This window comes from Rhizobium sp. LjRoot98 (assembly GCF_964252935.1).
Classification (GTDB): domain Bacteria; phylum Pseudomonadota; class Alphaproteobacteria; order Rhizobiales; family Rhizobiaceae; genus Pararhizobium.
In genome coordinates, this window is record NZ_CAXUPW020000001.1 from 1,319,706 (window position 1) to 1,346,505 (window position 26,800).

The window sequence follows — 26,800 nt, forward strand, 5'->3', positions numbered from 1 at the left end:
ATGCAAATAGAGGGGCAGCAGAGCATGTCCTGGCTGTTCTTCAGCCCCTCCGGCCGCATTGGCCGCCTGCTTTATTTCCTCGGCTGGCTGTTCTGGGCCGCCATGAGCGGCTTTGTGCTGTCGCGTGTCTTCGCCCATCAGGGCAATGACATCCCGCTGGCGCTCTGGACCCTGATCCTGGTGGTCACTGCGCTTGTCTCTACCGCTTCGATCGCACTTTTGACCATCAAGCGGCTGCACGACATCGGCTATCCCGGCCATCTCGCGATTTGCCTGTTCATTCCTGTCCTCAGCCCTGTTCTTTTCCTCGCGCTCTGTCTGTGGCCGGGCACCCAAGGGCCAAACCAATACGGCCGCTGAACAACAGAGAAGCCGGAAAAATGCCGCCTATTGCTGCGGCATCTGGAAGGTGAAGCGCGTCTCTTCCTGCGTCGATGTCACCTGAAGAAAGCCCCTATGCGCCTTGGCAATCTCCGAGGAAATATAAAGTCCGAGACCGAGGCCCTCCAGATTTGCCTTGGCCGAAGCGCGCACAAACGGCTTGAACAGGTCCTTGACCACCGCTTCCGGGATGGGTTCGCCGGTATTGCTCACCGTCAACTCGAAGCGGCCGCCTGAAATCGCCGAGCGTATCCGGATCGGCGCCTCCGGATCGCCATGCGTCAGCGCATTGGCCAGAAGATTGGACAGCAATTGCCCGACCCGGCCTTCGTCGCAGCGCACCATCGCCTCCGCCAGATCAGCCTCGATCCTCCGGCCCGGATTGGCCATTTTCAGTTCCGCGACCACCTGCTCCAGCACAGGCCGAAGCGGCACGCGGTCGGCCTGTTCGATCGAAATGCCGCCGCCCAATCGGCCACGAGCGAAATCGAGTACGTTGTCGATCAGGCCCGACATCCGCGAAATGCTGTTCTGCATCAGCGCAAGAACCGTCTTGCCCTTGTCATCCGCCACCGTACGCTGCAGCATCCGTGTGCCGGCGTCGAGCGAGGCGAGCGGATTGCGCAGGTCGTGACCGAGCACCGCGATGAACTGTTCACGCAACTCGCTGCTCTGCCGCTCCTGATCCATCCGGTCATGGGCGTCGAGATGAAACGCGATCAGATTGGCAAACAGCTGAAACATGCCGACGATTTCGGGCGTGTTCAATGTGCGCGGCACCGTATCGATGGCGCAGAGCGTGCCGAAGAAGGAGCCATCGGCCAGCGTGATCGGCATGGAGATATAGCTCTGCAAACCGTAATGCGCTGGCGTATGATGGCCGCAATACAGTGGATCCTCGGCCACGTTGTCGATGATGACGGGTTGGCGGTGATCGCGGATTTCGTTGCAGATCGTCGTCTCGATCTTTAGCTCGCCGCCCGGCTCCAGCCCGAAAGCCAGGTTGTCCTGAACACCGCAGGCAATCCACCGGTCAGTGCTCACCCGCGCCACCGCTGCAAAGCGCATGCCGGTCGTCCTGCAGACCACATCGAGAATGGTCGGCACGGCGCTGATCTGCGCGATGGCATCGACGGCGGCGGCGGGGTTGTCGTTCAATGCATGTCTTTCGAGATTAGATATTAAAAGCAGTGCCCTCTTTCTCGGCGGAATGTGCCGCAGATGCAAGCCCGATGATGGCAAGGGCGGCGCAAACGGCCGCCCCGCGCCGTCATGCTTTCGCTTCGAACGGCTGTGGCCGGCGGGCCGCTCCCTGCCGTTCCAGCATCCAGCCCGGATATTCCGGCGGCAGGGCGCTGACAGCATCGAGCTTGGCCATGTCATCGGCATCGAGCCGGAGCTTCACCGCTTTCAGGTTTTCCTCCAGCTGCTCCACCCGCTTGGCGCCGATGATGACGCTGGTGACGAAGGGCTTGGCGAGGATGAAGGCGAGCGCCACTTCGGCGACGCTGGCACCATGTTTTTCCGCAACCTCGCGCATGGCGGCCACACAGGCCCAGGCCCGGTCCTTGTCGACCGGCGGAAAATCGAAATTCGCCCGGCGGCCCTCGCCATTGCCCGGTGCGCCCGGTCCATACTTGCCCGACAACAGGCCACCTGCGAGCGGCGACCAGACCATCAGGCCCATCTTTTCCTCGGTCAGCAGCGGCACGATTTCGCGCTCCAGATCGCGTCCGGCGATCGAGTAATAGGCCTGCAGCGTCTCAAACCGGGCAAACCCCTTGCGCTCGGAAACACCCAATGCCTTGGCGATCTTCCAGGCCTGCCAGTTGGACATGCCGACATAACGGACCAGTCCGCCGGAAACCAGGTCATCCAGCGCCCTGAGCGTCTCGTCGATCGGCGTCACCGTGTCGGTGCCGTGGATCTGGTAGAGATCGATATGGTCCATCTGCAGCCGGTCCAGGCTCTCCTCGACCGAGTCCATGATATGGCCGCGGGAAGCGCCACGATCGTTCGGGCCATCGCCCATCTGACCATAGACCTTGGTGGCGATCACCACGTCCTTGCGCTCGACGCCCAGATTGATCAGCGCCTGCCCGAGCAGGCGTTCGGATTCACCGGCTGAATAGACGTCGGCGGTATCGATGAAATTGACACCGGCAGCCAGGGACCGTTCGACGATCCGGTCGGCCGCATCCTGGTCGACACCGGCGATGCCGCCCCAGAAGGCGCCTTCGGCCGATCCGAAGGTCATTGTTCCCAGGCAGATTTCCGAAACGAACAGGCCGGTATTGCCAAGCTGATTGTAACGCATGGTTAGCTCCATAGTTCTGTAAGGATAGCGGTGGAAGATCCCGGCCCTGCAGGCGGGGTTCTCATGGGCGATAGGACGCAATGGCCGTTTTGCCAGCGCGTCCACGGCTTTTCGAACGCCACTCTGCGCGTTCAAAACTGTTGTGTTATTCGGCCGCGACCTGCGTGCGTAGCATCGAGACATCGCGCAGCGGCGACTGGCCGTAGAAACGGGTATATTCCAGGCCGAACTGCGACGGGCTCTGGTAACCGACGGTATGCCCAGCCATGCCGGCGTCCATATTGTCGACCAGCATCAGGCGGCGCGCTTCATAGAGCCGCAACTGCTTCTGGTATTGCATCGGCGTCATCGCCGCCACCGCCTTGAAATGATGATGCAGTGACGAAACGCTCATGCCGCAATGGTCTGCCAGTTCCTCGATCCGCAGCGGCCGCACGTAGTGTTCCCGCAGCCAGGCAATCGCCTTGGCCACCCGGTTTCCCGGACTGTCGACCGTGGCGATCTGGATCAGTCGCGGCCCGTATGGCCCTGTCAGCAGCCGATAGAGAATTTCCTGCTCGACAAGAGGTGCCACGCCCGCGATGTCGCTTGGAGTATCGAGGAGCCTCAGATATCTCAGCGTCGCATCCACAAGGGCTGGCGATGCCTTGTGGATGGCCAGGCCCCGCATGCCGTCTGCCGTTGCCGCAACAGGTGGAACCGCGATCCGCTGCAACACTTCGCGCAGACGGTCGGGATTGATCACCATGCCAAGCCCCAGATGTGGTGCCTGCGGGCTGGCGACGCTGACGCGCGAGACGACCGGCAGGTCGAACGACACCACGACACAATCGCCAGCCCCGTAATGATAGACATCCTGCCCGAGCGTCACGGTTTTCTGTCCTTGGGCAATGAGCGCGAAGGCCGGGCGGTGGGCCAGATGCACAGGGTCGGTTGGCGCGGTCTGGCGCCCCAAAAGCAGGTTGTCGATCGCCGTCGGAAACATCCCCGTCCCCGAGGTATGCCGCGCAATGATCTCAGCGATTTCACCGAAACGTTCTGTCTGGTTCTGCATGGAGCGGAAGCGATGTCCTGATTTTCGACTGAACCGACGCTACTGCGGAATTTCGGCGCTGGGAATGTCTCCTCCTCCACATTTGCAGGATCGCATAGAAATCTCGGAGTATCGTTGTAACGCCAAAGCCCTTGTCTGCCGCATGCTTGGCTCATCGGATCAACATGTCCGAAGAATCAAGGAAATTGCTATGACCAGATTGACCGGAAAAACCGCCGTCGTCACCGGCGTTGCCAATGGACCAGCGGCGCGGATCGCCGCCCGCCTTGCCGCCGAAGGTGCAGCCGTCATCATCAATGATGCCGCCGATAGCGAGGGTGCGTCCCGTCTTGCCGCAAAGATCGTCCGGGGTGGCGGCCGGGCTGTCGCCGTCGAAGGCGACGTGTCGAAATCTGAGGATGTGAAGCGCATCTTCCGGGCCACGATCGAGATTTTCGGCCGGCCTGATATCGTCGTCAACAATGCCGGCATTGTCCGGGCCGCCCCGCGGCAGGCAGAGGCAGACCCCAACCGCACCTTTGCCGTCAATGTGTTCGGCACGTTCCTGATGTGCCAGGAGGCGGCCCGCCAGTTCGCCGGCAAGGGCGGTGTCATCATCAACATGAGCGCGGCGGCCAATGCCACACCGGCGGCCGGAACTCCGGATGCGGAAACGCTGGCCACCGTCAAGAGCGCCATCGACATGCTGACACTCGGCCTCGCCCGCGACTTCGCGGAGCGTGGCATCCGTGTCCTCTCGATCGATCCGGCGGGTTTCGACGCTGAAAACCTGTGCAGCCCCGACCTGCCCGAAAGGACCACGCGCCGCACGACAGCCGTGGCTTCACTGCGCCGCGGCCGTCTCCCCGGCGCCGGTACGCTTGCTGCTTCCGACGACATCGCCTTTATCCGCAACGACCTGGTGGCATCCACGGGCTGGCGCGGCTGGTAAAACGGTGCCGGCTGATAACGCAACCGCCTATGCTTTGGACGTCAGCCAGACGCCAACCAGTGTCACCGCCAGACCGATAAACATGGTTACCGTCAGCGGTTCGGAGAACAAGGCCCAGGCCCACAGCATGGTCACGGGCGGGCTGAGATAGATCGCAGCACTCACCTGCGCCACGGGAAACAGGCGCAGGCTGGTATAGTAGACCGAATAGGCAGCAAAGGTCGCAATCAGCACCAGCCATGCCATGCCGATGGCAAAATTGGCAGTCATCGGCGGGGCAAGGCTCCCCTGCATCAGGGCACACACGGCAAAGAGGGCCGAGCCGGTCAGCGTCTGGACACACAGGCTCTGATGGACAGGCATATGCTGGGTGCGCCGCCGCCGGTAAAGAACGGATGCCAGCGCAAAGACCAGCATCGAGCCCACCGTCAGGGCATAGGCCCATAACGGAGCCGCGCCAAAACTCAGGCTGTCGAGCGAGACGAACAGGACGCCTGCGACCGCGATCGCCGTTCCCAGCCATTGCCGCGCTGTCAGCCGTTCGCCGAGGACAGGCTGTGACAGACATGCAATCGCCAGCGGCAAAAGATCCGAAATGAGAGCGACAAGCCCCGTGGGAACCCGTTGCTCGATCGCCAGGGCAAAGCCGCCGAGATACAGAAATACCGACATGACGCCGAAGGCCATTTGTTCGAGCACGCCGCGCCGCGTCATCCGCGGCCCGATCAACAGCGCGAACGGCAGGAGGATCACCCCTGACAGAAGGGTGCGCCAGAACAACACCAGCACGACGCTTGCCTCTTCGATGGCAAAGCGAATACCGACAAAGCCGGAACTCCAGCCAATGATCAGAAGTGTCGCCAGCAACGGCCAGAGGAAAGGGCTTCGCTGAGGCTTTGGCCGGGAGAGAGCTTGGTCGGTCATGGAATACTCGCTGGGATATCGGTCCCGTCGAGCCATAGAGGAAACACGATGCGCCGGCACATGACAAATTTCGATCACGACATGACATAGACTCCGCTTTCGTGATGGAAACTTGCGAAAATTATTGGCGAAGCGCATGGTTTCCGAACATCACATCGTGAGTGTTGCCATGAGTGAACTCAACAGCCGCAGACTTGAAATCGACGCCTTGCGCGTCTTGCTGGCTATTCGCCGCCATGGCGGAGTTACGCGTGCGGCAAAATCTTTGGGCCTGTCGCAATCGGCCGTGAGCCACAAGATCAAGCGGCTGGAAGGCAGCCTCGATTGTGATCTTCTCAGCCGCAAACCGGGTGCTGCGGTCTTTACGGCCGCCGGAGAGGATCTGCTGGATTATGCCGAGCGTATCCTTGGCCTCCACGACGAAGCGTTGCTCAGCCTGACGAAAACGCCGCTGGCGGGGCGCATCGCGCTAGGGCTCACCGAAGACACGACCTGCACCGATCTCGCCCGCATACTGGGGCGGTTTCGCCGCCTGCACCCTCATGTCGCGGTGCGCACCAAGGTCCGGATGAGTCTGGTCCTGCGGGCCATGCTGGAGCGGGGCGAGCTGGATGCCGCGATCATACAGATTTTCGCGCATGAGGTCCGCCCGACGGACGTCGTCCTTTTTCGCGAACAGCTGCACTGGGTCAAACATCCCGACGTCATTCTGCCGCCGGACGGTCCCATTCCGTTTCTGTCCTTCGACGACGAGTGCTTCTACCGGCAATGGGCCTTCGATATCGGCCAGGACGGCGATCTCTTTCTCGAGACGGTCTTTGAATGCTCAAGCGCTGCCGGGATTGTCGCGGCAGTCACATCGGCACTGGGCGTTGCGCTGCTCAGCGAACGCCATCTGCGCCCCGAGATGAGCATCGTCACCACTCCGCTGCCGGCGCCTCCAGCCTTGGCCTATGTGGTGCGCCGGGCACGAAAGTCCCGCAATCCCGCGCTGGACACGCTTGTCGCCGAAATCGAAACCGAAGTGAGCCGGCACGGCGGCCTGTCCCTGGCCAGCTGACGTACCAGTCCGGTCACGCCGCGCACCGCGTCTCAGCCGCGCCGCGCCGCTTCGATCACCGCGACATCGATCTTCTTCATGGTCATCATCGCATCGAAGGCGCGCTTTGCTTCGCCGCCGCCCGCCGCCATCGCTTCCATCAGGACGCGCGGCGTAATCTGCCAGGACACGCCCCACTTGTCCTTGCACCAGCCGCATTCGCTTTCCTGGCCGCCATTGCCGACAATGGCATTCCAGTAACGGTCGGTTTCCTCCTGATCTTCCGTTGAGATTTGAAAGGAGAAGGCTTCGTCCTGCTTGAATGTGGGACCTCCGTTCAAGCCGATACAGGCAACACCGGCAACCGTGAATTCAACGACCAGCACGTCCCCCTGCTTTCCATCCGGGAAGTCTCCGGGCGCCCGCATCACGGCCCCCACCGCGCTGTCGGGAAATGTCTCGGCGTAGAAACGGGCGGCGGCCTCGGCATCCTTATCGTACCATAGGCAGATGGTATTCTTTGCCATCGTAGTGTCCTTTCGTTTTCCGGGTCTGGCCAAAAATAGAAGCCGGACACGGTTTTTCCAGCCTCGGGCGTTCGAAATGCCTTCCGGGCGCCGGCTATGCGATGGCGATGATCTCCAGTTCCTGATCGCCCGCGCCAACGACATCGCCAACGGCCTTGCCCGTCAGAAGCCGTGCCACCGGTGAGACATAGGAAATCGACCCGGCCTTGGGATCGGCCTCATCCTCGCCGACAATACGGTAGGTCTGCACACGCCCGTCGCTGCGTGCGAAGGTCACCGTGCTGCCGAAGGCAACCGTATCGGTCGACTCCGGCGCAGCGACAATCTCGGCCGTATGAACCCGGGCGGCAAAGTAGCGGGCATCGCGCATGGGGGTTGCCACTTGGCGCCGCCGTTCGTTGACATCCTCGATGACACTCGCGGCCTCATAGGCAGCGCGTGCTTGCTCAAGCTGCAGTTCCAGCGCTTTCAATCCGGCCACCGTCACCCGGTTCGGGTGCGGGGAAATCGGACGGTCCGGCAGATGGGTTTCCGCAGCCGTTTCAGCACTGTCATCCTTGGCAAAAGCAACACTCAATTTCAAAACTCCATCTCGGCACGTTGCGCCGTTACCGGCGCACGGGGAATGACCGCGTGTTTGTCAGAAACCCACATGGGAAGACAAGGAATGATCCACCGGTCGTCCACCATCCTGCGCCTGCGCTGGTTCAGGGTATTCCCGGCAGCAAGATAGCATGAACCTGCCGGTTATTCTCACGTGCTACCGGTGGAATTTAGACATGGCAATTCGGGCCGAACGCAACCGCCGCCCGCGAACACCTCATCCTCGGGCATGTCCGCGGGGACGACGGAGGAAATATCCATCTCCCGGGTGCTAAAAAATCATCTCGCGTGAGCAGGACAAAACGAGCATCTTCCCTTTAACGCCAAATACTTGTCGCCCAATCTCCCCTACGCCCGCGCACCCCAATCGCACCGAAAATCATCCCCGCAAATCCCCGCGATCAAAACCTGTGCCATCATCATTGCGTCCTGTCATCGGCGAGACCGCTAGGCGTAGCGGTGAGACAGGGCCGGTGCCGGGTGGAGGACAGACGTAAGCCTTTGTCCGGTGGATGGTCAGAAAGTGGTTTCCCTCCCGTCTGCAAAATGGCGGGGCGTGCCTGTGAGGCACACATGAGGACCGGCGAGCGGTATTGCGACAGCAATATCTTTCCTGGCGCGGCGGCAACGTCAGCGTCAGCCCGTATCAAAAGGGCGCCGCCATCCCCGCAGAGAAACCGGAGTTGCCCATCGTCGAACACTGAACGGGGCGCTGGAAGGCGTCATATACTTTACTTTGTCCCGGCACTTTCCAGCGCCCCGGCCAAGTAAACAATAGAGAAAACCACGGCGGATTTTCCGGGCGTGGTTATAGGCGTTGAGGAAGGCGGCGATCTCCCTCTTGAGGACGGAGGTCGCCACGCAGTCGCGGCTGGCGGCAACCATTGCAAACGCTAAGCGGAACCCCGTGACAGCCCCGCATGGATCGGCTAAACCAAGCCCCGCGAAACAACAGGCTTTCTTGATGACCGCTATCGATCCCGTCGCCAATCTCTCCGCCCTGATCCGCTGCCCGTCCGTGACGCCTGCCGAGGGCGGCGCACTGACAGCGCTCGAAGCGATGCTCAAACCGCTCGGCTTTACCATCGACCGGGTAATGGCGACCGAAGAAGGCACGCCGGATATCGAAAACCTCTATGCCCGGCTAGGCACCGGCGGCCCACACCTGATGTTTGCCGGTCATACCGATGTCGTGCCGGTCGGCGACGAAAGCGCCTGGACGCATGGTCCATTTTCTGCCGATATTGCCAATGGCGAAATGTATGGCCGCGGCGCCGTCGACATGAAGGGCGGTATCGCCTGTTTTGCCGCCGCCGTTGCCCGCCACATCGATAAGCATGGGGCGCCGGAGGGCTCGATCTCGTTCCTGATCACCGGCGACGAGGAAGGCCCGGCGATCAACGGCACCACCAAGCTGCTCGAATGGGCGGCCGCCAGGGGCGAGCGCTGGGATGCCTGCCTGGTCGGCGAGCCGACCAATCCGGACCAGCTCGGTGACATGATCAAGATCGGCCGTCGCGGCTCGCTGTCCGGCACCATTACCGTGCACGGCGTTCAGGGCCACGCCGCCTATCCGCATCTGGCCGACAGCCCTGTGCGCGGCATTCTCTCGCTGACGCAGGCGCTGATGGACCCACCCTTCGATGGCGGCACCGACAATTTCCAGCCGTCCAATCTGGAAGTGACGACGATCGACGTCGCCAACAAGGCGGTCAACGTCATCCCGTCCAAGGCATCGGCGAGCTTCAACATCCGCTTCAACGACACCTGGGACGCCGATAGCCTGAAGGCCGAGATCATCGCCCGGCTGGATCGTGCCGCAGCCGAAAGCCCGCTTCGCCCCGGCCGCCCGCCGGTCCGCTACGATCTTGCCTGGAGCGAACGCCCGAGCCACGTCTTCCTCACCCGCAACAATGCGCTGATCGCCTCGCTGTCAGGCGCTGTCGAAGCCGTCACCGGCCGCGAGCCAAAACTGTCGACCACCGGTGGCACATCGGATGCGCGCTTCATCAAGGATTACTGCCCGGTAGTCGAGTTCGGCCTTGTCGGTCAGACCATGCACATGGTCGATGAACGTGTTGCCGTCGCCGATCTCGAGACCCTGACGCAGATTTACGAAACCTTCATCAGCCGCTGGTTTGGCCATGCCGCAGATTGAGGAAGTCGGTGCCTATCTGAAGGGTATCTGGCTGCTGATCCTCGGCGACAGGAGCGGCTTCGACTGGCTCGACATCACGGCCGCCGGCGTCTGGCGTTCGTTTGCCGCGTTCCTCTGGTGCCTTCCGGCCATGGCGGTCGGCTGGGCAGCGTGGCGCTTGTTTTATCTGGAGCAGATGCCGACCGGAACGGAAACCGGGATCGGCTTCATTTTCAAGCTGTTCCTCGTCGATGCGACGATGTGGATCGTGCCGCTGGTGCTGGTGGCCGTGCTGGCAAAACCACTCGGCTATGGCGGCATGCTGGCCTCGATCATTATCAGCACCAATTGGCTGGCCGTGCCGACTGTCTATGCCATGGCAGTTCCACTGGCGATCAGGCTGGTCTTGCCCGGCAGCCAGGGGCTGGCCTCTCTCTTGTCCCTCATGTTGTTAATGGTCAATTTCACCGTGATTTTCAGGCTGATGAAGACGGTGACCAACAACCAGTTGCTGCTCGCTTCGGCGATCTCGGCCCTGCTGATCCTGCCGTCCCTGATGCTCAGCGAAGCCCTGCCGCCCATGCTCGGTCTGATGCCGATCTATCCCGCCGCCCTTCAGTAATCGACCTGCATGAAATAAAGCCCGTCGGGCGGCGCAACCGGGCCGCAGGCCTTGCGGTCCTTGGCCTCGAGTGCCGCCCGCACATCATCCGGCGTCCACCGGCCGTCGCCCGCCATTTTCAACGTGCCCGCAAAAGAACGTATCTGGTTGTGCAGAAAGCTCTGTGCCGTCGCCCGGATTTCGATGACGTCGCCATTCCGCGTCACGTCCAGCCGGTCAAGCGTCCGCCAAGGGCTGTTCGCCTGGCAATGGGTGGAGCGGAATGTGGTAAAATCATGATAACCGACCAGCCTCTGGGCCGCTGCGTGCATGGCTTCATGATCGAGCGGCTTCGACACCCACCAGGCGCGCTTCGCCTCCAGCGCTAAGGGTGATGGCCGCGAAATGATGCGGTAGAGATAATGCCGTCTCAGGGCTGAAAAGCGGGCATCGAAATCATCCGGCACTTCTGCCGCATCGATGATCGACACCTGCTGCCCGGCCTGGCCGAGATAGGCATTCAGCGCATTTCGCAACGTCCGCGGATCCCAGGCCCGCGAGAGATCCACGTGTGCCACCTGCCCCCTGGCATGCACGCCGGAATCGGTGCGCCCTGCCCCGCGGATCAGAGCGGGCTCGCGGGTCAAAGCCAGGATCGCCTTTTCGACGGCACCCTGCACCGACGGCCCATTGTCCTGCCGCTGCCAGCCGACATAATTGGAACCGTCATACTCGATCGTCATGCGGAAACGCGGCATCAGGAAAGCCTTGTGCCGGCAGGAATCGGCGTACCGCGCCTAAAATCCTCGGCACCCAGCACCTTGCCGCCCGCCTTCTGCAACCGGGTCAGCCGAACCGACCCATCGCCGCAGGCAATCGTCAAATCGTCAAAAAGTGCCACCCCAGCCTCGCCACCGGCGGTTTCGACCACCGAAGAGAGAACCTTGATCCGCTCCGGCTTGCCATTGATCTCCAACTCGAACCAGGCACCTGGAAAGGGCGACAGTCCGCGAATGTGATTGTGAACTTCCGTAGCTGTCTTGGAAAAATCGATTCGCGTCTCCGCCTTGCTAATCTTGGCGGCATAGAGAACGCCCGTCTCCGGTTGAGGGGTCAGCGGCAGGTCGCCGCCGTCAAGCTTTTCCATCGCTTCCCTCATCAGGCCCGCACCGGCCAGCATCAGCTTGTCGTGAAGTTCACCAGCCGTCATCTCGTCACCGATCGCAACCACCTTGGTCAGTGCCACGTCGCCGGTATCGAGCCCCTTGTCCATCTTCATCACCATCATGCCGGTCTCATGATCACCGGCCATGATCGCCCGCTGGATCGGCGCCGCACCCCGCCAACGCGGCAGAAGCGACGCATGGCCATTGTAGCAGCCAAGCCGGGTGCCATTGAGAATCTCCTCCGGCAGCAGCAATCCATAAGCCACGACAACGGCAACATCGGCATCGAAATCGCGAAAGGTCTCACGGTCCACAGCATCCTTGAAATTGATGGGCGTCAGCACCTCGATGCCGAGCAGTTCGGCCGCCTGATGCACCGGTGATTTCTGCAGGTCGAGACCGCGGCGTCCGCCGGGACGGGGCGGCTGGGTGTAGACGGCAACGATGGTATGACCGGCCTCAGCCAGTGCTGCCAGCGTCGGGACCGAAAACTCCGGCGTTCCCATGAAGATGATGCGAAGCGGCATGGCGCGCGGTTCCCCGTTCTGATCAGGCCTCTTCAAACGGGTTTACGAGCTTCAAATCAAGCCCCTCGAAATCTTTTGTAGTGCGGGTCGCCAGCGTCGCGCCATGCGACAGGCAGATCGCTGCAATCATGGCGTCCTTGGTTTCCATCGTCTTGCCTGCCTTCTGGCGCTGGGCGGCAATGATTCCATATCGTGCTGCCGCAGTTTGCGAGAAACTCAGGATCCTGCTGGAAAACTCATTCTCAATTCGCAGGAACGTCTGACGCAGGCTCTCTTGCCGCACCCCCGAATCCAGCAAAGCGATACCGAAGTGAATTTCTGCCAGCGCGATGGCCGTCAGAAAAACCACTTCACTGTCATAGCTGTCCAACCATCGCAGAATGCGCTCGCTATGCTGCCGCCCCTGAAGTTCGGAAATGACGTTCGTATCAAGAACGATCATGTGAAGTCCGGCGGGGCACGATCAGACTGCTTGCGAAACGCCTCGATGGCGCGCAACTCCTCATCTTCAAACGTCGCCTCGCCCAGAATCGAGCGCAGACGCTGTCCCGCGGTTTGCCCGCGCCGCCGCTCCTTTTCCAAGGCGGACCGAATCTGCGCAATCGCTTCATCCGAAAGACTGCGGCCATTGCGGCGTGCACTTTCCTGCAGCTCGATTTTCAGAGCATCGTCAATTCCGCGAAGAAGCAGATCGCCCATGCGCAACCTCCACTATGATATCACTGATATCATAGTCCCGCAGGCCCAGGTTTTCAACGGAAGCGTCAGATCGCCTTGGCGCCGCGGGTCTTGGCGGCCTTGGTGAACTTGCGGATCACCATTTCGCGCTTGAGCTTGGAAATGTGGTCGATGAACAGCACGCCGTTCAGATGATCGATCTCGTGCTGCAGGCAGGTCGCCAAAAGGCCGTCGGCCTTGGCGGTCAGCTTCTTTCCTTCCAGATCGATGTACTCGACCGTAATCGTCGCCGGCCGCTCGACCTCGGCATAATAATCCGGGATCGACAGGCAACCCTCTTCGTAGACCGACCGCTCATCCGACGCCGTCAGGACCTTCGGGTTTATAAAGACCAGCGGCTGCTTGTCCTCGCCTTCTTTCGAGACGTCGATGACCAGCATCTGGCGCGGGACGCCGATCTGGATCGCCGCAAGGCCGATGCCCGGCGCATCATACATTGTCTCCAGCATGTCGTCCGCCAGACTGCGGATTTCGGCATTGACTGTTTCCACCGGCTGGGACAGCTGGCGCAATACGGGATCGGGAAGAATGATGAGCGGCTTGATGGTCATCTGGCTCCCATAACTGATCTTTTGCGCCGATGGAATTCTCGTTTTCAAGATTTTTGCAGCAAATGCAGCAGTTTGTATCGATCGATTTACCAATGTTCTTGTTTTGATCTAGTCAGCAAAGCCGAATCCACCTAGGCTGCCTGGATGGAACCGACAATTCTCACCCTCGACCAGCCACTGTTCATCCTTGGCTCCTACACGGTCACGCTCGGCATGTGCCTGTTCGGTGCTGTCGTCATCCTGCTGTTTGCCGGTATTCCGGCGGTTCTCAGCAGGCGGCGTGACCGGCAGGCGGCTGTTGATGCAGAGCAGCGCATGACGGCGCTTCTCGCCGCGCAGACGGAGATGCAGGGCCGTATTGCTGCCATGGCCGACGTGTTCGGCGCGCGCCAATCCGAGCTTAACCAGTCGATCAGCCAGCGGATTGACGGCATGACGCACCGGCTCGGCACCTCGATTACCGAACAAACCAAGGCAACACATGAAAACCTGCGCCGGTTGCAGGAACGGCTGGCGGTCATCGACACCGCGCAGACCAATATCCAGTCGCTGGCCAAGGACATGGCCGGACTGCAAAGCATCCTGTCCAACAAGCAGACGCGCGGTGCCTTTGGCCAGTCACGCATGGAAACGATCATCGCCGATGGCCTGCCGATGGGGGCTTATGCCTTCCAGGCAACGCTATCCAACGGGTCGCGGCCGGACTGCACCATCCGCATGCCAAACGGCCAGCCGGATCTGGTGATCGACGCGAAATTCCCGCTCGAGGGCTGGAATGCGATCCGCAGTGCCGAAAATCCGGAGATGATCCGCCAGGCGCAACAACAGTTCCGGCGTGACATGGAGGTGCATATCCGGGATATTTCGGGGAAATACCTGATCCCCGGCGAGACCCAGGAAACGGCCTTTCTCTTCGTGCCCTCCGAATCGATCTTTGCCGAAATCCACGAGCATTTCGAAGGGATCGTCCAGAAGGCGCACCGTTCGCGGATCGTCATCGTCTCGCCGTCACTGCTGATGCTGTCGATCCAGGTCATCCAGGCCATTCTCAGGGATGCCAGGATGCGGGAGCAGGCACATCTGATCCAGGGCGAGGTAATCCGGCTGATGGAAGACCTGACCCGCCTCGACGACCGGGTGCGCAAGCTGCATGGCCATTTCCTCACCACCCAAAAGGATGTCGACGACATTCTGGTTTCCTCGGAAAAGCTGAAGAAGCGTGGCACGCGCATCGAGGCACTGGACCTGGCAACATCGGGGGCGATGCCTGACGGCAAGCCCGATCAGAAATCCTTCGATGCGCGCATGGGGCAATTGAAGCTGCGGGTGGTTGACGAGGACTGACCCTGTCGGGCACTGTCCCGCGAAAATCGACTGCCCCGGGAGAGACTTCAGATGATTACAGTTTTCGGTTCCATCAACATGGACCTGATCGCCACCACCGCACGCCTGCCAAAGCCCGGTGAAACGGTGACCGGCACCGGCTTCACCACCGCCGCAGGCGGCAAGGGTGCCAACCAGGCCCTGGCAGCGCGGCGGGCGGGAGCCAGCGTCCGCATGGCGGGCGCAGTCGGATCGGACAGCTTTGCCGATGGCGCGCTGGCCCTCCTGAAACAGGCAGGCACCGACTTGTCGCTGACGAAAACCGTAAGCGAGCCGACCGGCACCGCACATATTCTTGTCGGTGGCGACGGTGAAAATGTCATCGTCGTGGTGGCCAGCGCCAATGGCACGGTCAGCGCTGGCGATGCACAGTCCGCCGTCGAGACGATGGGCGCCGGCGATACGCTGATGCTGCAGCTGGAAATCCCGCCAGCATCGGTGGAGAAGGCGCTTGCTGCGGCAAAGAGCAAGGGCATCACCTCGATCATCAACATCGCGCCTTTGACTGCAGATGCCGCCCGGCTTGGCCGTATGGCGGATATCGTCGTTGCCAACGAGACGGAATTCGAGCTGCTTGCCGGACGCGAAGGCCTTTCAGCAGCCGAGCGTGAAGACGCCATGCAGGCTCTGTCGCGGGAAACAAGCCAGACCGTCATCGTGACGCTGGGCGCCGAGGGCGTTGTTGCGGTGCGGGGCGGCAACGTCCATCGTGCCAAGGGCCTGAAGATTGAGCCGGTCGATACCGTCGGCGCCGGAGACACGTTCTGTGGCTATCTCGCCGCCAGCCTCGATGCCGGTCTTGATTTCGATGCAGCCTTGCGGCGCGCGGCCGTTGCCGGTTCGCTTGCCTGCCTCAATCCGGGTGCTCAGCCAGCCATCCCCTTGGCCGCCGAGGTCGACGCAAAAATCTGAGCGGCTGCGGCCGGCAGAGCGCTTCCGCGCAATCAGAACAGCCGACGTCGCCGCCACGGCACTGCGGAGGAAATCCCGTGAAAACTACGGGATTTCGGTCTCCAACGTTGTTCTAATTTTAATAAATACCACGTTATCAAACACCTGAAAGGGCTGTCTTCCCAAGATCATGGGCAGCCCAACGATGCCGGTTGGCATCCGGCGCTCCATGAGGGGGCATCTCCCACCCAAAGATCGCGTCATTCCGCGGCTTCAACCCGCGGACCTCTCACCATGCGGGGACATTCATGTTCAAGTTCCAGGCCAAATCGCTAGCGACCAAGCTTATCGCGGTCACGGGCGGCACCATTGCGCTCGTCCTTCTTGCTTCAAATTACGTGCTCATCTCCCAGACGCAGGACCGTGTTGAAACGCTGGTTCTCGACCAAGCGCGTACCGAGGCGAAATCCATCGCATCCGACATTGCCAGCAACATTGCCGAACTGGCGGGCGCTGCCCGCTCAACAGCCGGGATCATCAGCCGCGGCCAGGAAGGTGGCTATCTCGATCGCAAGGCTGTCGTCGATTTGCTGAAAGCCAATGTCGAGAAGAATGCATTCGCTTTCGGTAGCTGGTTTGCCGAGGAGCCGAATGCTTTCGATGGCAAATCCAAGGACTTTGCAGGCCAGAAGGAATTCGGCGCCAGCAAGGACGGTACGCTTAACCCCTACTGGACCAAGAGCAAGACCGGCATCACCTTCTCGACCTTCGATTCCGACTACTCGGCCGACTGGTATGCGCTGGCGGCCAAGAGCCTCAAGGGCGCCATGTCGCCGCCCTATACCGAAAGCACGACGGGCGACAACAATTCGATGTCCTCGATCGCCTATCCGGTCATCTCCAACGGCAAGCTGATCGGCGCCAGCGGCGTCGATGTTTCCCTCTCCTCGCTTGCGAACAAGGTCAAGGATATCCGCCCCTTCGGCACCGGCCGCGTGACGCTTCTCTCGCAGACGGGCAAATGGCTGGTCGCCCCGATCCCGGACCTGCTGATGAAGGAATATGACGGTGTTGGTGCAGATATCGTCAAGAATGCCCTGTCCACCGCACAGCCGGGTATGATCCATGATCTGACCTATGACGGTAACGAGACCTTCGAACGGGTGGTCTATCCCTTCAGCCTGCCCGATGTGAACACGACCTGGGTGGTCCTCGTTGACGTACCACAGAGTGCCATCAACGCGCCGGTCGTCGATCAGACCTACATGATGATCATCGGTGGCCTGATCGTTCTTGGCGCCGTGCTTCTCGGCCTCTACCTTTCCGTTCGCAGCTTCGTCCAGAAGCCGCTTGCAGGGCTGGTCAGCGATGTCGAGAACCTCAGCAAGGGTGTCTACTCCAACGCCGTGTCCGGTCAGGACCGTACCGACGAAACCGGTTCCGTCGCCAAGGCGCTGGAAGGTTTCCGTCATCGCCTCGCCGATACCAAGCGCCTGGAGGCCGAAGCGCAACAGGAGCGTCAGTCGTCCGAGCAGCAGCGTAACCAGTCCGAAGCCGAACGCGCCCAGTCGAACGCAACCCAGCGCGAGATTGTCGCCAAGCTCGCCAAGGGCCTGTCGCAGCTTTCTTCCGGTGACCTCGCCTACCGCATCACCGACGATTTCCCGGGCGAATATGCCCAGCTGAAGACTGACTTCAACTCCGCCATGGATAGCCTCGAAGAGACGATCCAGACGGTCAACAGCTCGGTCGTCAACATTAGCACCGGCACCAGCGAAATCAGCAATGCTGCCAATGATCTGTCGCACCGCACAGAGCAGCAGGCCGCAAGCCTGGAAGAAACGGCGGCAGCGCTCGATCAGCTGACTTCGCAGGTCAATGCCAGCGCCGACAACGCCAAGGTCGCGGCAAAGTCCGTCGAGACCGCCAGCACGGATGCCGAACAGTCCGGCGAAGTGGTACAGAAGGCGATTGCCGCGATGAAGGGCATCGAACAGTCGTCAGGCGAAGTCAGCCGCATCATCGGCGTCATCGACGAAATCGCCTTCCAGACCAACCTGCTGGCGCTCAACGCCGGTGTCGAAGCTGCCCGCGCTGGCGATGCCGGCAAGGGATTTGCTGTCGTTGCGCAGGAAGTGCGTGAACTGGCACAACGTTCGGCCAATGCCGCCAAGGAGATCAAGACATTGATCAACACCTCGGCTGGCCAGGTTCGGGATGGTGTCGATCTCGTTGGCCGCGCCGGTGGCGCGCTGCAGAAGATCGCCGATCAGGTGGTGCAGATCAATGGCCTGATCCGCCAGATCTCCGGTTCGGCTTCCGAGCAGGCCGTTGGCCTGAAGGAGATCAACACGGCGGTCAACCAGATGGACCAGGTGACCCAGCAGAACGCTGCGATGGTGGAAGAAACCACCGCCGCCAGCATGGCATTGAACGAGGAAGCCCGCGCGCTGAGCACGCTGGTCTCCCGCTTCCATGTCGCCCGTCAGAACCTGTCTTCGGCTGACATGCTGCGCAGCACGGCAGACAAGATGCGCACCCCTGCCAAGCCATCCACTGCGAGCTACAGCGCGCCGGCCAAGACCGCACCGTCCCGCTACAGTGCTCCAGCGCCACGGGCCGTGCCGCAGGTTTCCGGCAACACGGCTCTTGCCCAGGACAACTGGGAAGAATTCTGAGCCACACGGATCACCAACGAGAAACGGCGCCCTTGCGGCGCCGTTTTTGTTTCATGTTGATGCTGCCGATCAGAGACGGGCCAGACGTTCCGTCAGAAGATCGAAGAAACCCTGATCGTCGACTTCGCGCATGACCTTGGCGTTGTGCTTGCGGCCGGTCACCTGCCACCAATCCACGACTGTCATGCCAACGGTCAGCTCCGACTTGGTTTCGATCTCGACATTGCAATCGCGGCCCTTGAACAGCTCCGGGCGCAGGAGATAGGCGATGACGGTCGGATCGTGCAGCGGGCCGCCATCGGAACCGTATTTTTCGATATCGAAGCGCTCGAAGAATTCCAGCATTTCGGCCATGGCAACGGCGGCCGCCGAGCCGATCGCCTTGATCTTTTCAACGCGGGTCTTGTAGGTCAGCACCCGGTGGGTGACATCAAGCGGCATCATCACGATCGGGATGCCGGACTTGAAGACGATATCGGCGGCATCCGGGTCGACATAGATATTGAATTCGGCCGCCGGCGTGATGTTACCGCCCTCGAAGAAGCCGCCGCCCATCATGACGATTTCACGGACTCGCGGGGCAATCTGCGGTGCCTTGTTGAGCGCCAGCGCGATGTTGGTGAGCGCACCCAAGGTGCAGAGCGTCACGGTTCCCACGTCTTCGGCCAGCAGGGTCTCGATGATGAAATCGACGGCGTGCTGTGTCTGCATCGGCATGGTCGGCTCTTCGACCACCGGGCCATCCAGGCCGGTCTTGCCGTGCACGTGCTCCGCCGTCACCAGTTGACGAACCAGAGGCTTGTCAGCACCCGCATAGACCTTGACGTCACGGCGATTGCAGAGTTCACAGATCACCCGGATGTTGCGCGAGGTGAGCGCCACCGGGACATTGCCGGCGACCGCCGTAATGCCCAGCACATCAAGCTCACCAGGGCTGCCGAGCGCCAGCATGATCGCGGCGGCATCGTCCTGCCCCGGATCGGTATCGATGATAATCTTTCTCGGCTCGGCCATGCAGGTCTCCTCCAAATCAGCGAGCGGGACTATGATTTGCCTGTTGGCGCAGTGCAAGCGCCTTGCACTCGCTACGCACAGCTACCATATTGAGGCCTCGCGGATGCTGCCTCGCAGGTCCGTCAAAACGGTCGCTTGAGCTGCAAGGACTAGACATGACCCGGATCACGCCCTTCACGAGCCCGCTTCTGCTCGGTTTCGATGCGATGGAAAAGACCCTGGAGCGCATCGCCAAGGGCAATGACGGTTACCCTCCCTACAATATCGAGCGGGTGCGCCGGGACGAGTCGGTCAATGAGCCGGACAGCCTGCGAATCACCCTGGCTGTCGCCGGTTTTTCAGAAGACGACCTCGACGTCACGACCGAGGAAAACCAGCTGATCATCCGCGGACGCCAGTCAGAGACCGGTGAACGCGACTATCTGCACCGTGGCATTGCAGCCCGCCAGTTCCAGCGGATGTTCGTTTTGGCTGAGGGAATGCAGGTTTCCAAGGCGGAGCTGAAGAACGGCCTGCTGTCGGTCGACCTCATTCGTCCGGAACCTGTCCGTATGGTAAAGAAAATTAATATTTTGGTCCCAGAGTAGGATAACCGGCAGTTCATGCTGGCTGCACCTAGGACCCGGCCGCTCCCAATGGCCCCGAACTTCGTACAGGAAAATCAATGTGTTGCGAGTTTCTTCGCCTTTCCCGGCGATGAAACCCGCAAAGCCACGGAGTACGACTCATGGGATTGAAACACGTCAGCTCACATCTGTCGAAAAACGACCTGGCCCATCTCGGCGCCGGTGAGGTTGGCTATATCCGCAAGATGCGCTCGGACGAAGTGTCGCGCGTTTTTCCGGAAGCGCCCAATATGGACCCTGATCTTGACCTGTGGGCCCTGTTCGGCGCCGACGGCACGCCGATCCTTTTGACCGACAACCGTTCCAGCACCTTCTTCAAGGCCGCAGAAGACGACCTGCGCACTGTCAGCCTGCATTAAGACCCACAGACTGACATGACATTCCGGCCTAGACGCGCCGGAATGTCAGATAAGCGGACTTGCGGCCTTCCCGGCGCGCCTTGGCCTCGTAGCGTGTGCTCGGCCAGCCGGCATAGGGCGTCAGCCAGTCCGAGGCATTTTCCGCCGTCCATTCGAACGCCGCGTGATTACGGCAATGTTCGAGCGTCCAGTTGACATAGGTGTCGATATCCGAGGCGAAGCAGAAAATGCCACCGGGTTTCAGCACGCGAGCGAACCGATCGAGATTGACCGGAGAGACGAAGCGGCGCTTCCAGTGCTTCCGCTTCGGCCATGGATCCGGATAGAGAAGATCGATCTGATCGATTGAATTTTCCGGCAGCCAATCCAGCACCTGCGTTGCATCATCATCATGCAGGCGAATATTCTTCGCGCCACGCTCCTCGATATAGCCGACCAGCTTTGCCATGGAATTGACGAAGGGTTCGACACCAATAAAGCCTGTCGACGGGTCTTCGACGGCACGGTGAATCAAATGCTCACCACCACCAAAGCCGATCTCCAGCCGCACGCGTTCGACAGGATGCTTGAACAGCGTCTTGACATCCACCGGTGCTGGCGATGCCAAATCCAGCCGAAGCAAGGGCAGGACCGTATCAAGATGCGTCGCCTGCAGCGCGCGCAACGGTTTGCCCTTGCGGCGGCCGAAGAAGGCTTCGGTCGAGCGGCTGCGGTGCTGTTCGGTCATGGCAATGGTCTTTCACGATAAAAGCGGATGTCTCCGTCAGGAAACATCCGCTTTACAGTTTTATCGGCAGGTCCGTAAAGAGCCTGATCAGGCGGCCTTCAGCGCTTCTTCCTTCAAAGCATCCTTGAGCGGCTTGACGAGATCGAGCTTTTCCCAGGAGAAGGAGCCGTCGCGGCCGGCCTTGCGGCCGAAATGGCCGTAAGCCGAGGTCTTGGCATAGATCGGCTTGTTGAGGTCGAGATGACGGCGGATGCCCGACGGGGACAGATCCATCGTCTTGCGGATCGCGCCTTCGACCTGGTCTTCCGTGACCTTGCCGGTGCCATGCAGGTCGACATAGATCGACAGCGGCTGAGCGACACCGATCGCATAGGCGATCTGGATCGTGCAACGGTCTGCCAGGCCAGCGGCCACGACGTTCTTGGCGAGGTAGCGCGCAGCATAGGCAGCCGAACGGTCAACCTTGGTCGTGTCCTTGCCGGAGAACGCACCGCCACCATGCGGGGCAGCACCGCCATAGGTGTCGACGATGATCTTGCGACCGGTCAGGCCTGCGTCGCCATCCGGACCACCGATGACGAACTTGCCAGTCGGGTTGATGTACCAGGCGCAATCGTCGGCAATCTCGATGTCGTGCAGCGCTTCGCGGATATAGGGCTCGACGACGGAGCGCACCTTGGCCGAATCCCAGGCCTCATCAAGATGCTGGGTCGACAGGACGATCGACGTGACTTCCGACGGCTTGCCGTCGATATAGCGGACAGTGACCTGGCTCTTGGCGTCGGGGCCAAGACGGCCAGCCTCATCAGCGCCCTTCTTGCGGGCGGCGGCCAGAAGATCAAGAATACGATGCGAATAATAGATCGGCGCCGGCATCAGTTCTGCCGTTTCCTTGCAGGCGTAACCGAACATGATGCCCTGGTCGCCGGCACCTTCGTCGCCCTGCTTGTCGGCGGCATTGTCAACGCCCTGGGCGATGTCGGCCGACTGCGGATGAAGCAGCACGTCGATCTTGGCGGTCTTCCAGTGGAAACCAGCCTGTTCGTAACCGATTTCACGGATCGCCTTGCGGGCTGCGGTCTTGAACTTCGACGGGTTGATGACCGGATGACCAGCGGCGTCCTTCAGGACGTTGCCATCCTTGTCTTTCTTCAAAAGCGTGTCCGGCACCCGGACTTCACCGGCAATAATCACCCGGTTGGTGGTTGCCAGCGTTTCGCAGGCGATGCGGACACCCCAGGGATCAACGCCGGTTTTTGCGGCTTCACGATACACAAGATCGACAATTTCATCGGAGATCCGGTCACAGACCTTGTCTGGATGACCTTCTGCCACGGATTCACTCGTAAACAGGTAATTAGCGCGCATGCGGGAAGTCCCCTCAAAGAAAAAATGCTTCAGACGTGTTAGTGATTTTGCCACGAAATGACAAGCACACAAGGACATAAATATATCTTTATATCCGCCAGAAGGGAACGTTTTTCCGGGCTTTTGATGCTTTAATGCCGCATCTCGGCATTCTGCCACTGTGAGGGCGACAGTCCCGCCCTGGATCAGAACACAAAAAAAGCGGCACTGTCCGGCCGCTTTTTTTCATGCCATGTCTGCGGGCAGATTTATTCGGCTTCCGCTTCTGCGGCCAAGGCCTTGACGAGGTCTACAAGCTTGCGGCGCACCTTGGGATCGCCAATCTTGACGAATGCGCGGTTGAGCTGGAGACCTTCCGAGGACGACAGGAAATCGACCACGTAGTTCGAGCTTGAGGCTTCTGCCATGCCAGACGGACCGGTTGAGGCATCGCCCGGTGCATCTTCGAAAAAGAAGGAGACCGGAACATTCAAGATGCTTGAAATGTTCTGAAGGCGGCTGGCGCCGACCCGGTTCGTACCTTTTTCATATTTCTGGATCTGCTGGAAGGTGATCCCGAGGCTCTCTCCGAGCTTCTCCTGGCTCATGCCCAGCATGGTGCGGCGAAGACGAATCCGGCTACCGACATGAATGTCGATAGGGTTCGGCTTCTTCTTGTTTTCTATCATAACGGTTTCCTAATAAGCGAAGTTGCAGTTGCTCCATAACCTGGACACTTGCCGAGAGCAGACTACACGATACGTTGTGCAGCCGGGGCGGAAACCCCCCGAACATAGGTGAAGATCGATGGTAAATGCCACTATGCAATTTTAGGGGTTTTTGGTCAATTCTCTCGCAGAATAAAACTTGCGCGGGAAATAACGGCCAAACCGAAGAGAAGGAGCGCAATCAGGATTGCGCTCCTTTCTTGCGCCTCAGGGCTCATTAGCAATACATGTTTTCCCGGCAAAATTGTGTCTACAAAGCCTTTTGTTCCGAACGGAAAGCCGGTGACTATCTCTCCACGCCCATTGATAACAGCCGAAATACCGGTGTTGGCATCGCGGATGAGCGGCAAACCCGTCTCCACGGAGCGCAGCCGGGCCTGCTGGAAATGCTGATAGGGGCCGGGTGTATTGCCGAACCATGCATCATTGGTGAGGTTCAGCAGCGCGTCGCCCTGGAGCGCATCCATGCCGATTTCGCCAGGAAAAATAGCCTCATAGCAGATCAGCGGATAGAGCGTCTTGCCACCTGGCAACGTCAGCAGCGTGCGTGTCGCCGCGGCGGAAAAGCCGCCAGGCATCGCGACCGTATCCAGCCCCGCGGCAGAGAGGAGGCTTTCCAGCGGCAGGTATTCCCCAAACGGAACAAGATGGACCTTGTCGGACGCGCCGACGATCTGGCCGCGATCGTCAATCACATAGATCGAATTATAGTAGCGCGGTGGCTGGCCGGCGCCGCTGGCTTCAGCCCGCACCGCGCCGGCGATGAGCAGTTGGCCATCTTGCAACACATCTGAAATCCTCAGCAGCGCATCGGGATTCTCGGTCAGGATGAACGGGACCGCGGTTTCCGGCCAAACGACAATATCAGGCCGTTTGCCGCCATCGGCGGGAGGCGCCTGCGTCAGCTCCAGATGCTCTTCAAAGATCGCCATCCGCTCGTTGTCATCGATCTTCTTCGACTGATCGATCAAAGGCTGGACAAGCCGGATCGTCAAAGCAGGATCGGCGGGCGGCGGCAAGGGCTGCGCCAGCCGGTAGAAGCCGTAACCGAAATGTGCCGCAACCAGCAAAACAGCAAGACTCAATCCCACGCGCAACCCCTTGCGCGTACCGATGAGCGCGGGTGCTGCGAAGACGAAGACCGCCAGCATGTTGACGCCTGCCAGTCCGATCACGGCGGCAGACTGCATCATCAGCGGAACCGGCATGGCCGCATAGCCGATCGCGTTCCAGGGAAACCCGGTGAGGACAAAGCTGCGCAGCCACTCGAAAAGCCCGAAAGCAAAAGCGAGCGCCGCAATCCGGCCAAGGCCGTCCGACCAGAGGATGCGGGCGACTGCGGTTGCCAAGGCATAAAACAAGGCGAGGAACGCCGGCACACCGAGCACGGCCAATGGCACTGCCCAGGCAAAATCATCAGCCTCGACGAGCAGCGCGTTGCCCAGCCACCAGAGGCCACCGAGGAAGTAGCCGAAACCAAAACACCAGCCGATCCAGAATGCCGGAAAGCCGCGCCTGAGCACACCGTGACCGGGATTGCCCGAAGCACCATCGAGCAGCCAGACAAGAATCGGAAAAGACAGAAACGGTGCTGCGAAAATGCCGAAGGGCGGCAAGGCGAAAACCGCAATCAAACCGGCGACGAAGGCGACAAGTGCCCGGCGGGCTCCCGACAACAGCATGATCCTGCCCGCAAGCCACTCCATTCACTTCCCCCAATCGGCGCAAACCGCCACCCGGCCACCGGCGCGGCAAACAACGCGCGCAGTGACCGTCAATCCGAATCAACGTGGGGCAGTGTTCCAAAAAAGCGGCGGCTTGTCGTGCCTGGAAACGCTGTTTAAGCGTTCAAAGCAGGAGGCTTAGCCGGTTTCGCGCAGCGATTTCTCCGGCGCATCGGCTGGAGCGGCCTCGAAAGGCACCTCCTCTTCGCCCTTTGCTGGACGACGGCGGGCGGGCGGGCGCTTGCGGACGATCCGCACGCGCTTCACCCGGCGCGGATCGGCATCCAGAACCTGGAATTCGAAGCCGGGGATAGCCTGGACCACCTCACCCCGAGCCGGGATGCGGCCGAGCGAGGCAAAGACCAGACCGCCGAGCGTATCGACATCCTCAAGCTGCTCGCGCACGTCGAAATCCGGGCCGATCGCTGCGGCGATCTCTTCCAGTTCAACGCGGGCATCGGCAACAAAAACGTCGTCGGACGTCTTGGCAAACATGACTTCTTCGTCGTCATGCTCATCTTCGATATCACCGACAACCATTTCGACGATATCCTCGAGCGAGGCGAGGCCATCGGTTCCGCCGTACTCATCGATCACCAATGCCATCTGGATGCGGGCGGCCTGCATGCGCTGCATCAGGTCCGAGGCGTGCATGGACGGCGGCACGAACAGGACCTGGCGGATGATGCCGGCCTCTTCGACGGTCTTAGACAGGTCGATGCGGCCGAGATCGAAACTCGGCTTGGGCTGGCGAACCGGCTTTTCGGATTTTTCAGCCGTGGTTGCCGCAGCACTCGCAGAAGAACGGCTGCCGGTGCGCCGTTTGTTGCGGGCCTGCTTGGTCACATAGGAAAGCAGGTCGCGGATATGAACCATGCCGCGCGGGTCGTCGAGGCTTTCGCTATAGACCGGCATGCGCGAGCGGCCGGATTCCTCGAAGATCACCATCAGTTCACCGATGGTGATGCTGAGATCCACGGCCTCGATATCGGCGCGCGGAACCATGACATCCTCGACGCGGACTTCGCGGAACCGCAGGATGTTGTTGAGCATGGCGCGTTCGGCCGGCGAAAACGCCGTATCGCCATCCGCAGCCCCTGTCATCAACGCGTCGGTAAGATCTTCACGAAGGCTGGAGGCATTGCCCGCACGCCAGATCCGGGCTGCACGGCTCCAGAAGGAGGAGCCTGACTTGCCGTTCTCAGGTTTGGGGGCGGTGCTACTACTGCCCGCCTCGTCCTGACTGGAGGCTTCCGCCTCGTCTCTAACAGCCGCTGCCGGCTGCGCTCTAAAATCGCTCATTGTTCCAAACTATCAAACGGGATCACTGTCCCCATAGGGATCAGATAAACCAAGACCGGCCAAAATGCGAGTCTCAAGGTCCTCCATTCTTTCGGCGTCACTCTCATCGATATGATCATAACCGAAAAGATGCAGGAATCCATGCACCAGGAGGTGGGTCAGGTGCTCATCGAAAGGCTTGCCGAGATCATCGGCCTCGCGCACCAGCGTCTCATGGGCAAGGATGATATCGCCGAGCATCGGACCCGGCATCTTGCCCGGCGTCACCGGGAAGGCGGGAAACGACAGGACATTGGTCGGTTTATCCTGGCTGCGCCATTCTGCGTTGATTTCCCGGATGGAGGCATCATCGGTAAACACTAGCGACACTTCCGGCGGCATTTTGGGAAATGGCTGTTTTTCTTCACGCTTCAGGAAATCGGCGCTCGCGCCAAGCACACGTTCACTGAGAGACGCAAGTTCCGCTTCGGAAGGCCATGGGCCTTCCTCGACGCTGATCTGGATATCAAGGCTCGTCATGATTGG

The 26,800-nt window shown here is 60.5% G+C and carries 28 protein-coding genes; 10 read left to right on the forward strand and 18 right to left on the reverse strand.

Going from position 1 to position 26,800, the window contains the following annotated elements:
• Nucleotides 1–360, forward strand: coding sequence for a DUF805 domain-containing protein (locus ACSQ3J_RS06515; protein WP_060500755.1), 360 nt, complete (start codon nucleotides 1–3; stop codon nucleotides 358–360).
• Nucleotides 361–387: 27 nt separating this feature from the next.
• On the opposite strand, the gene ACSQ3J_RS06520 is transcribed toward ACSQ3J_RS06515, so the two are convergent.
• The 3 genes from ACSQ3J_RS06520 to ACSQ3J_RS06530 form a co-directional block, all read right to left on the reverse strand.
• Nucleotides 388–1,539 (reverse strand): GAF domain-containing sensor histidine kinase, encoded by a 1,152-nt coding sequence (locus ACSQ3J_RS06520; protein WP_060500757.1) that lies wholly within the window; start codon nucleotides 1,537–1,539, stop codon nucleotides 388–390.
• A 112-nt stretch (nucleotides 1,540–1,651) separates the two neighbouring features.
• Nucleotides 1,652–2,698, reverse strand: a complete 1,047-nt coding sequence (locus tag ACSQ3J_RS06525) for an aldo/keto reductase (protein ID WP_060500759.1) — start codon at nucleotides 2,696–2,698, stop codon at nucleotides 1,652–1,654.
• A gap of 145 nt (nucleotides 2,699–2,843) precedes the next feature.
• Nucleotides 2,844–3,752: an AraC family transcriptional regulator gene (locus tag ACSQ3J_RS06530; RefSeq protein ID WP_060500761.1), complete on the reverse strand. Its 909-nt coding sequence runs from the start codon at nucleotides 3,750–3,752 to the stop codon at nucleotides 2,844–2,846.
• Nucleotides 3,753–3,942: 190 nt separating this feature from the next.
• On the opposite strand from ACSQ3J_RS06530, the gene ACSQ3J_RS06535 reads away from it, so the two are divergent.
• A complete protein-coding gene (locus ACSQ3J_RS06535; RefSeq protein WP_436038902.1) occupies nucleotides 3,943–4,683 on the forward strand; it encodes an SDR family NAD(P)-dependent oxidoreductase in 741 nt (246 codons plus the stop codon).
• A gap of 27 nt (nucleotides 4,684–4,710) precedes the next feature.
• On the opposite strand, the gene ACSQ3J_RS06540 is transcribed toward ACSQ3J_RS06535, so the two are convergent.
• Entirely contained in the window at nucleotides 4,711–5,607 is an 897-nt protein-coding gene (locus ACSQ3J_RS06540) for a DMT family transporter (RefSeq protein ID WP_060500765.1), read from the reverse strand.
• Between the two features lie 169 nt (nucleotides 5,608–5,776).
• On the opposite strand from ACSQ3J_RS06540, the gene ACSQ3J_RS06545 reads away from it, so the two are divergent.
• A complete protein-coding gene (locus ACSQ3J_RS06545) occupies nucleotides 5,777–6,667 on the forward strand; it encodes a LysR family transcriptional regulator (RefSeq protein WP_060501395.1) in 891 nt (296 codons plus the stop codon).
• Nucleotides 6,668–6,699: 32 nt separating this feature from the next.
• On the opposite strand, the gene ACSQ3J_RS06550 is transcribed toward ACSQ3J_RS06545, so the two are convergent.
• Both ACSQ3J_RS06550 and greA read right to left on the reverse strand, forming a co-directional pair.
• Entirely contained in the window at nucleotides 6,700–7,173 is a 474-nt protein-coding gene (locus ACSQ3J_RS06550) for a VOC family protein (RefSeq protein WP_060500767.1), read from the reverse strand.
• Between the two features lie 94 nt (nucleotides 7,174–7,267).
• Nucleotides 7,268–7,750, reverse strand: a complete 483-nt coding sequence (gene greA, locus ACSQ3J_RS06555) for a transcription elongation factor GreA (protein ID WP_060500770.1) — start codon at nucleotides 7,748–7,750, stop codon at nucleotides 7,268–7,270.
• Between the two features lie 990 nt (nucleotides 7,751–8,740).
• On the opposite strand from greA, the gene dapE reads away from it, so the two are divergent.
• The gene (gene dapE, locus ACSQ3J_RS06560; protein ID WP_060500773.1) at nucleotides 8,741–9,934 is read left to right on the forward strand and encodes a succinyl-diaminopimelate desuccinylase; all 1,194 of its coding nucleotides are present in this window, start codon (nucleotides 8,741–8,743) and stop codon (nucleotides 9,932–9,934) included.
• Nucleotides 9,921–10,535 (forward strand): hypothetical protein, encoded by a 615-nt coding sequence (locus tag ACSQ3J_RS06565; RefSeq protein WP_060500776.1) that lies wholly within the window; start codon nucleotides 9,921–9,923, stop codon nucleotides 10,533–10,535. Before dapE ends, ACSQ3J_RS06565 begins: the two co-directional genes overlap by 14 nt.
• On the opposite strand, the gene truA is transcribed toward ACSQ3J_RS06565, so the two are convergent.
• The 5 genes from truA to def all read right to left on the reverse strand — a co-directional run bounded on the left by truA (nucleotide 10,529) and on the right by def (nucleotide 13,496).
• Complete coding sequence (gene truA, locus ACSQ3J_RS06570; protein ID WP_060500778.1) at nucleotides 10,529–11,272, reverse strand: tRNA pseudouridine(38-40) synthase TruA; 744 nt, start codon at nucleotides 11,270–11,272, stop codon at nucleotides 10,529–10,531. The two genes, ACSQ3J_RS06565 and truA, sit on opposite strands and share 7 nt — an antisense overlap.
• On the reverse strand, nucleotides 11,272–12,207 hold the full coding sequence (gene fmt, locus ACSQ3J_RS06575) for a methionyl-tRNA formyltransferase (RefSeq protein ID WP_060500780.1): 936 nt from the start codon (nucleotides 12,205–12,207) through the stop codon (nucleotides 11,272–11,274). Before fmt ends, truA begins: the two co-directional genes overlap by 1 nt.
• A 22-nt stretch (nucleotides 12,208–12,229) precedes the next feature.
• Nucleotides 12,230–12,649: a type II toxin-antitoxin system VapC family toxin gene (locus tag ACSQ3J_RS06580; RefSeq protein WP_060500782.1), complete on the reverse strand. Its 420-nt coding sequence runs from the start codon at nucleotides 12,647–12,649 to the stop codon at nucleotides 12,230–12,232.
• Entirely contained in the window at nucleotides 12,646–12,906 is a 261-nt protein-coding gene (locus ACSQ3J_RS06585) for a FitA-like ribbon-helix-helix domain-containing protein (RefSeq protein WP_060500784.1), read from the reverse strand. The genes ACSQ3J_RS06580 and ACSQ3J_RS06585 overlap by 4 nt, the downstream gene beginning before the upstream one ends.
• A 65-nt stretch (nucleotides 12,907–12,971) precedes the next feature.
• Nucleotides 12,972–13,496 (reverse strand): peptide deformylase, encoded by a 525-nt coding sequence (def, locus tag ACSQ3J_RS06590; protein WP_060500787.1) that lies wholly within the window; start codon nucleotides 13,494–13,496, stop codon nucleotides 12,972–12,974.
• Between the two features lie 144 nt (nucleotides 13,497–13,640).
• Between def and ACSQ3J_RS06595 the strand changes: the two genes are divergently transcribed.
• From ACSQ3J_RS06595 to ACSQ3J_RS06605, 3 genes are all read left to right on the forward strand, one after another.
• Nucleotides 13,641–14,840 (forward strand): DNA recombination protein RmuC, encoded by a 1,200-nt coding sequence (locus ACSQ3J_RS06595; protein ID WP_060500789.1) that lies wholly within the window; start codon nucleotides 13,641–13,643, stop codon nucleotides 14,838–14,840.
• 51 nt (nucleotides 14,841–14,891) lie between these two features.
• Entirely contained in the window at nucleotides 14,892–15,791 is a 900-nt protein-coding gene (locus ACSQ3J_RS06600; RefSeq protein ID WP_060500790.1) for a ribokinase, read from the forward strand.
• A 287-nt stretch (nucleotides 15,792–16,078) separates the two neighbouring features.
• The gene (locus ACSQ3J_RS06605) at nucleotides 16,079–18,448 is read left to right on the forward strand and encodes a methyl-accepting chemotaxis protein (RefSeq protein WP_060500792.1); all 2,370 of its coding nucleotides are present in this window, start codon (nucleotides 16,079–16,081) and stop codon (nucleotides 18,446–18,448) included.
• A gap of 69 nt (nucleotides 18,449–18,517) precedes the next feature.
• On the opposite strand, the gene ACSQ3J_RS06610 is transcribed toward ACSQ3J_RS06605, so the two are convergent.
• The gene (locus tag ACSQ3J_RS06610; protein ID WP_060500794.1) at nucleotides 18,518–19,462 is read right to left on the reverse strand and encodes a nucleoside hydrolase; all 945 of its coding nucleotides are present in this window, start codon (nucleotides 19,460–19,462) and stop codon (nucleotides 18,518–18,520) included.
• Between the two features lie 155 nt (nucleotides 19,463–19,617).
• On the opposite strand from ACSQ3J_RS06610, the gene ACSQ3J_RS06615 reads away from it, so the two are divergent.
• Together ACSQ3J_RS06615 and ACSQ3J_RS06620 are read left to right on the forward strand one after the other, a co-directional pair.
• Complete coding sequence (locus ACSQ3J_RS06615) at nucleotides 19,618–20,049, forward strand: Hsp20 family protein (protein WP_060500797.1); 432 nt, start codon at nucleotides 19,618–19,620, stop codon at nucleotides 20,047–20,049.
• Between the two features lie 140 nt (nucleotides 20,050–20,189).
• Entirely contained in the window at nucleotides 20,190–20,447 is a 258-nt protein-coding gene (locus tag ACSQ3J_RS06620) for a DUF1150 family protein (RefSeq protein WP_037104558.1), read from the forward strand.
• 28 nt (nucleotides 20,448–20,475) lie between these two features.
• On the opposite strand, the gene trmB is transcribed toward ACSQ3J_RS06620, so the two are convergent.
• The 6 genes from trmB to ybeY form a co-directional block, all read right to left on the reverse strand.
• Complete coding sequence (trmB, locus tag ACSQ3J_RS06625; RefSeq protein WP_060500799.1) at nucleotides 20,476–21,174, reverse strand: tRNA (guanosine(46)-N7)-methyltransferase TrmB; 699 nt, start codon at nucleotides 21,172–21,174, stop codon at nucleotides 20,476–20,478.
• A gap of 87 nt (nucleotides 21,175–21,261) precedes the next feature.
• Complete coding sequence (metK, locus tag ACSQ3J_RS06630; protein ID WP_060500801.1) at nucleotides 21,262–22,542, reverse strand: methionine adenosyltransferase; 1,281 nt, start codon at nucleotides 22,540–22,542, stop codon at nucleotides 21,262–21,264.
• A gap of 248 nt (nucleotides 22,543–22,790) precedes the next feature.
• A complete protein-coding gene (locus ACSQ3J_RS06635; RefSeq protein WP_060500804.1) occupies nucleotides 22,791–23,210 on the reverse strand; it encodes a helix-turn-helix domain-containing protein in 420 nt (139 codons plus the stop codon).
• A 155-nt stretch (nucleotides 23,211–23,365) separates the two neighbouring features.
• Nucleotides 23,366–24,955, reverse strand: coding sequence for an apolipoprotein N-acyltransferase (gene lnt, locus ACSQ3J_RS06640; protein WP_060500806.1), 1,590 nt, complete (start codon nucleotides 24,953–24,955; stop codon nucleotides 23,366–23,368).
• Nucleotides 24,956–25,111: 156 nt separating this feature from the next.
• Nucleotides 25,112–26,275 carry a transporter associated domain-containing protein gene (locus ACSQ3J_RS06645; RefSeq protein WP_060500807.1) on the reverse strand — a complete coding sequence of 388 codons (1,164 nt, stop codon included), beginning with the start codon at nucleotides 26,273–26,275 and terminating at the stop codon, nucleotides 25,112–25,114.
• Nucleotides 26,276–26,287: 12 nt separating this feature from the next.
• Nucleotides 26,288–26,794: an rRNA maturation RNase YbeY gene (gene ybeY, locus ACSQ3J_RS06650; protein WP_060500810.1), complete on the reverse strand. Its 507-nt coding sequence runs from the start codon at nucleotides 26,792–26,794 to the stop codon at nucleotides 26,288–26,290.
• Nucleotides 26,795–26,800: the final 6 nt, after the last annotated feature.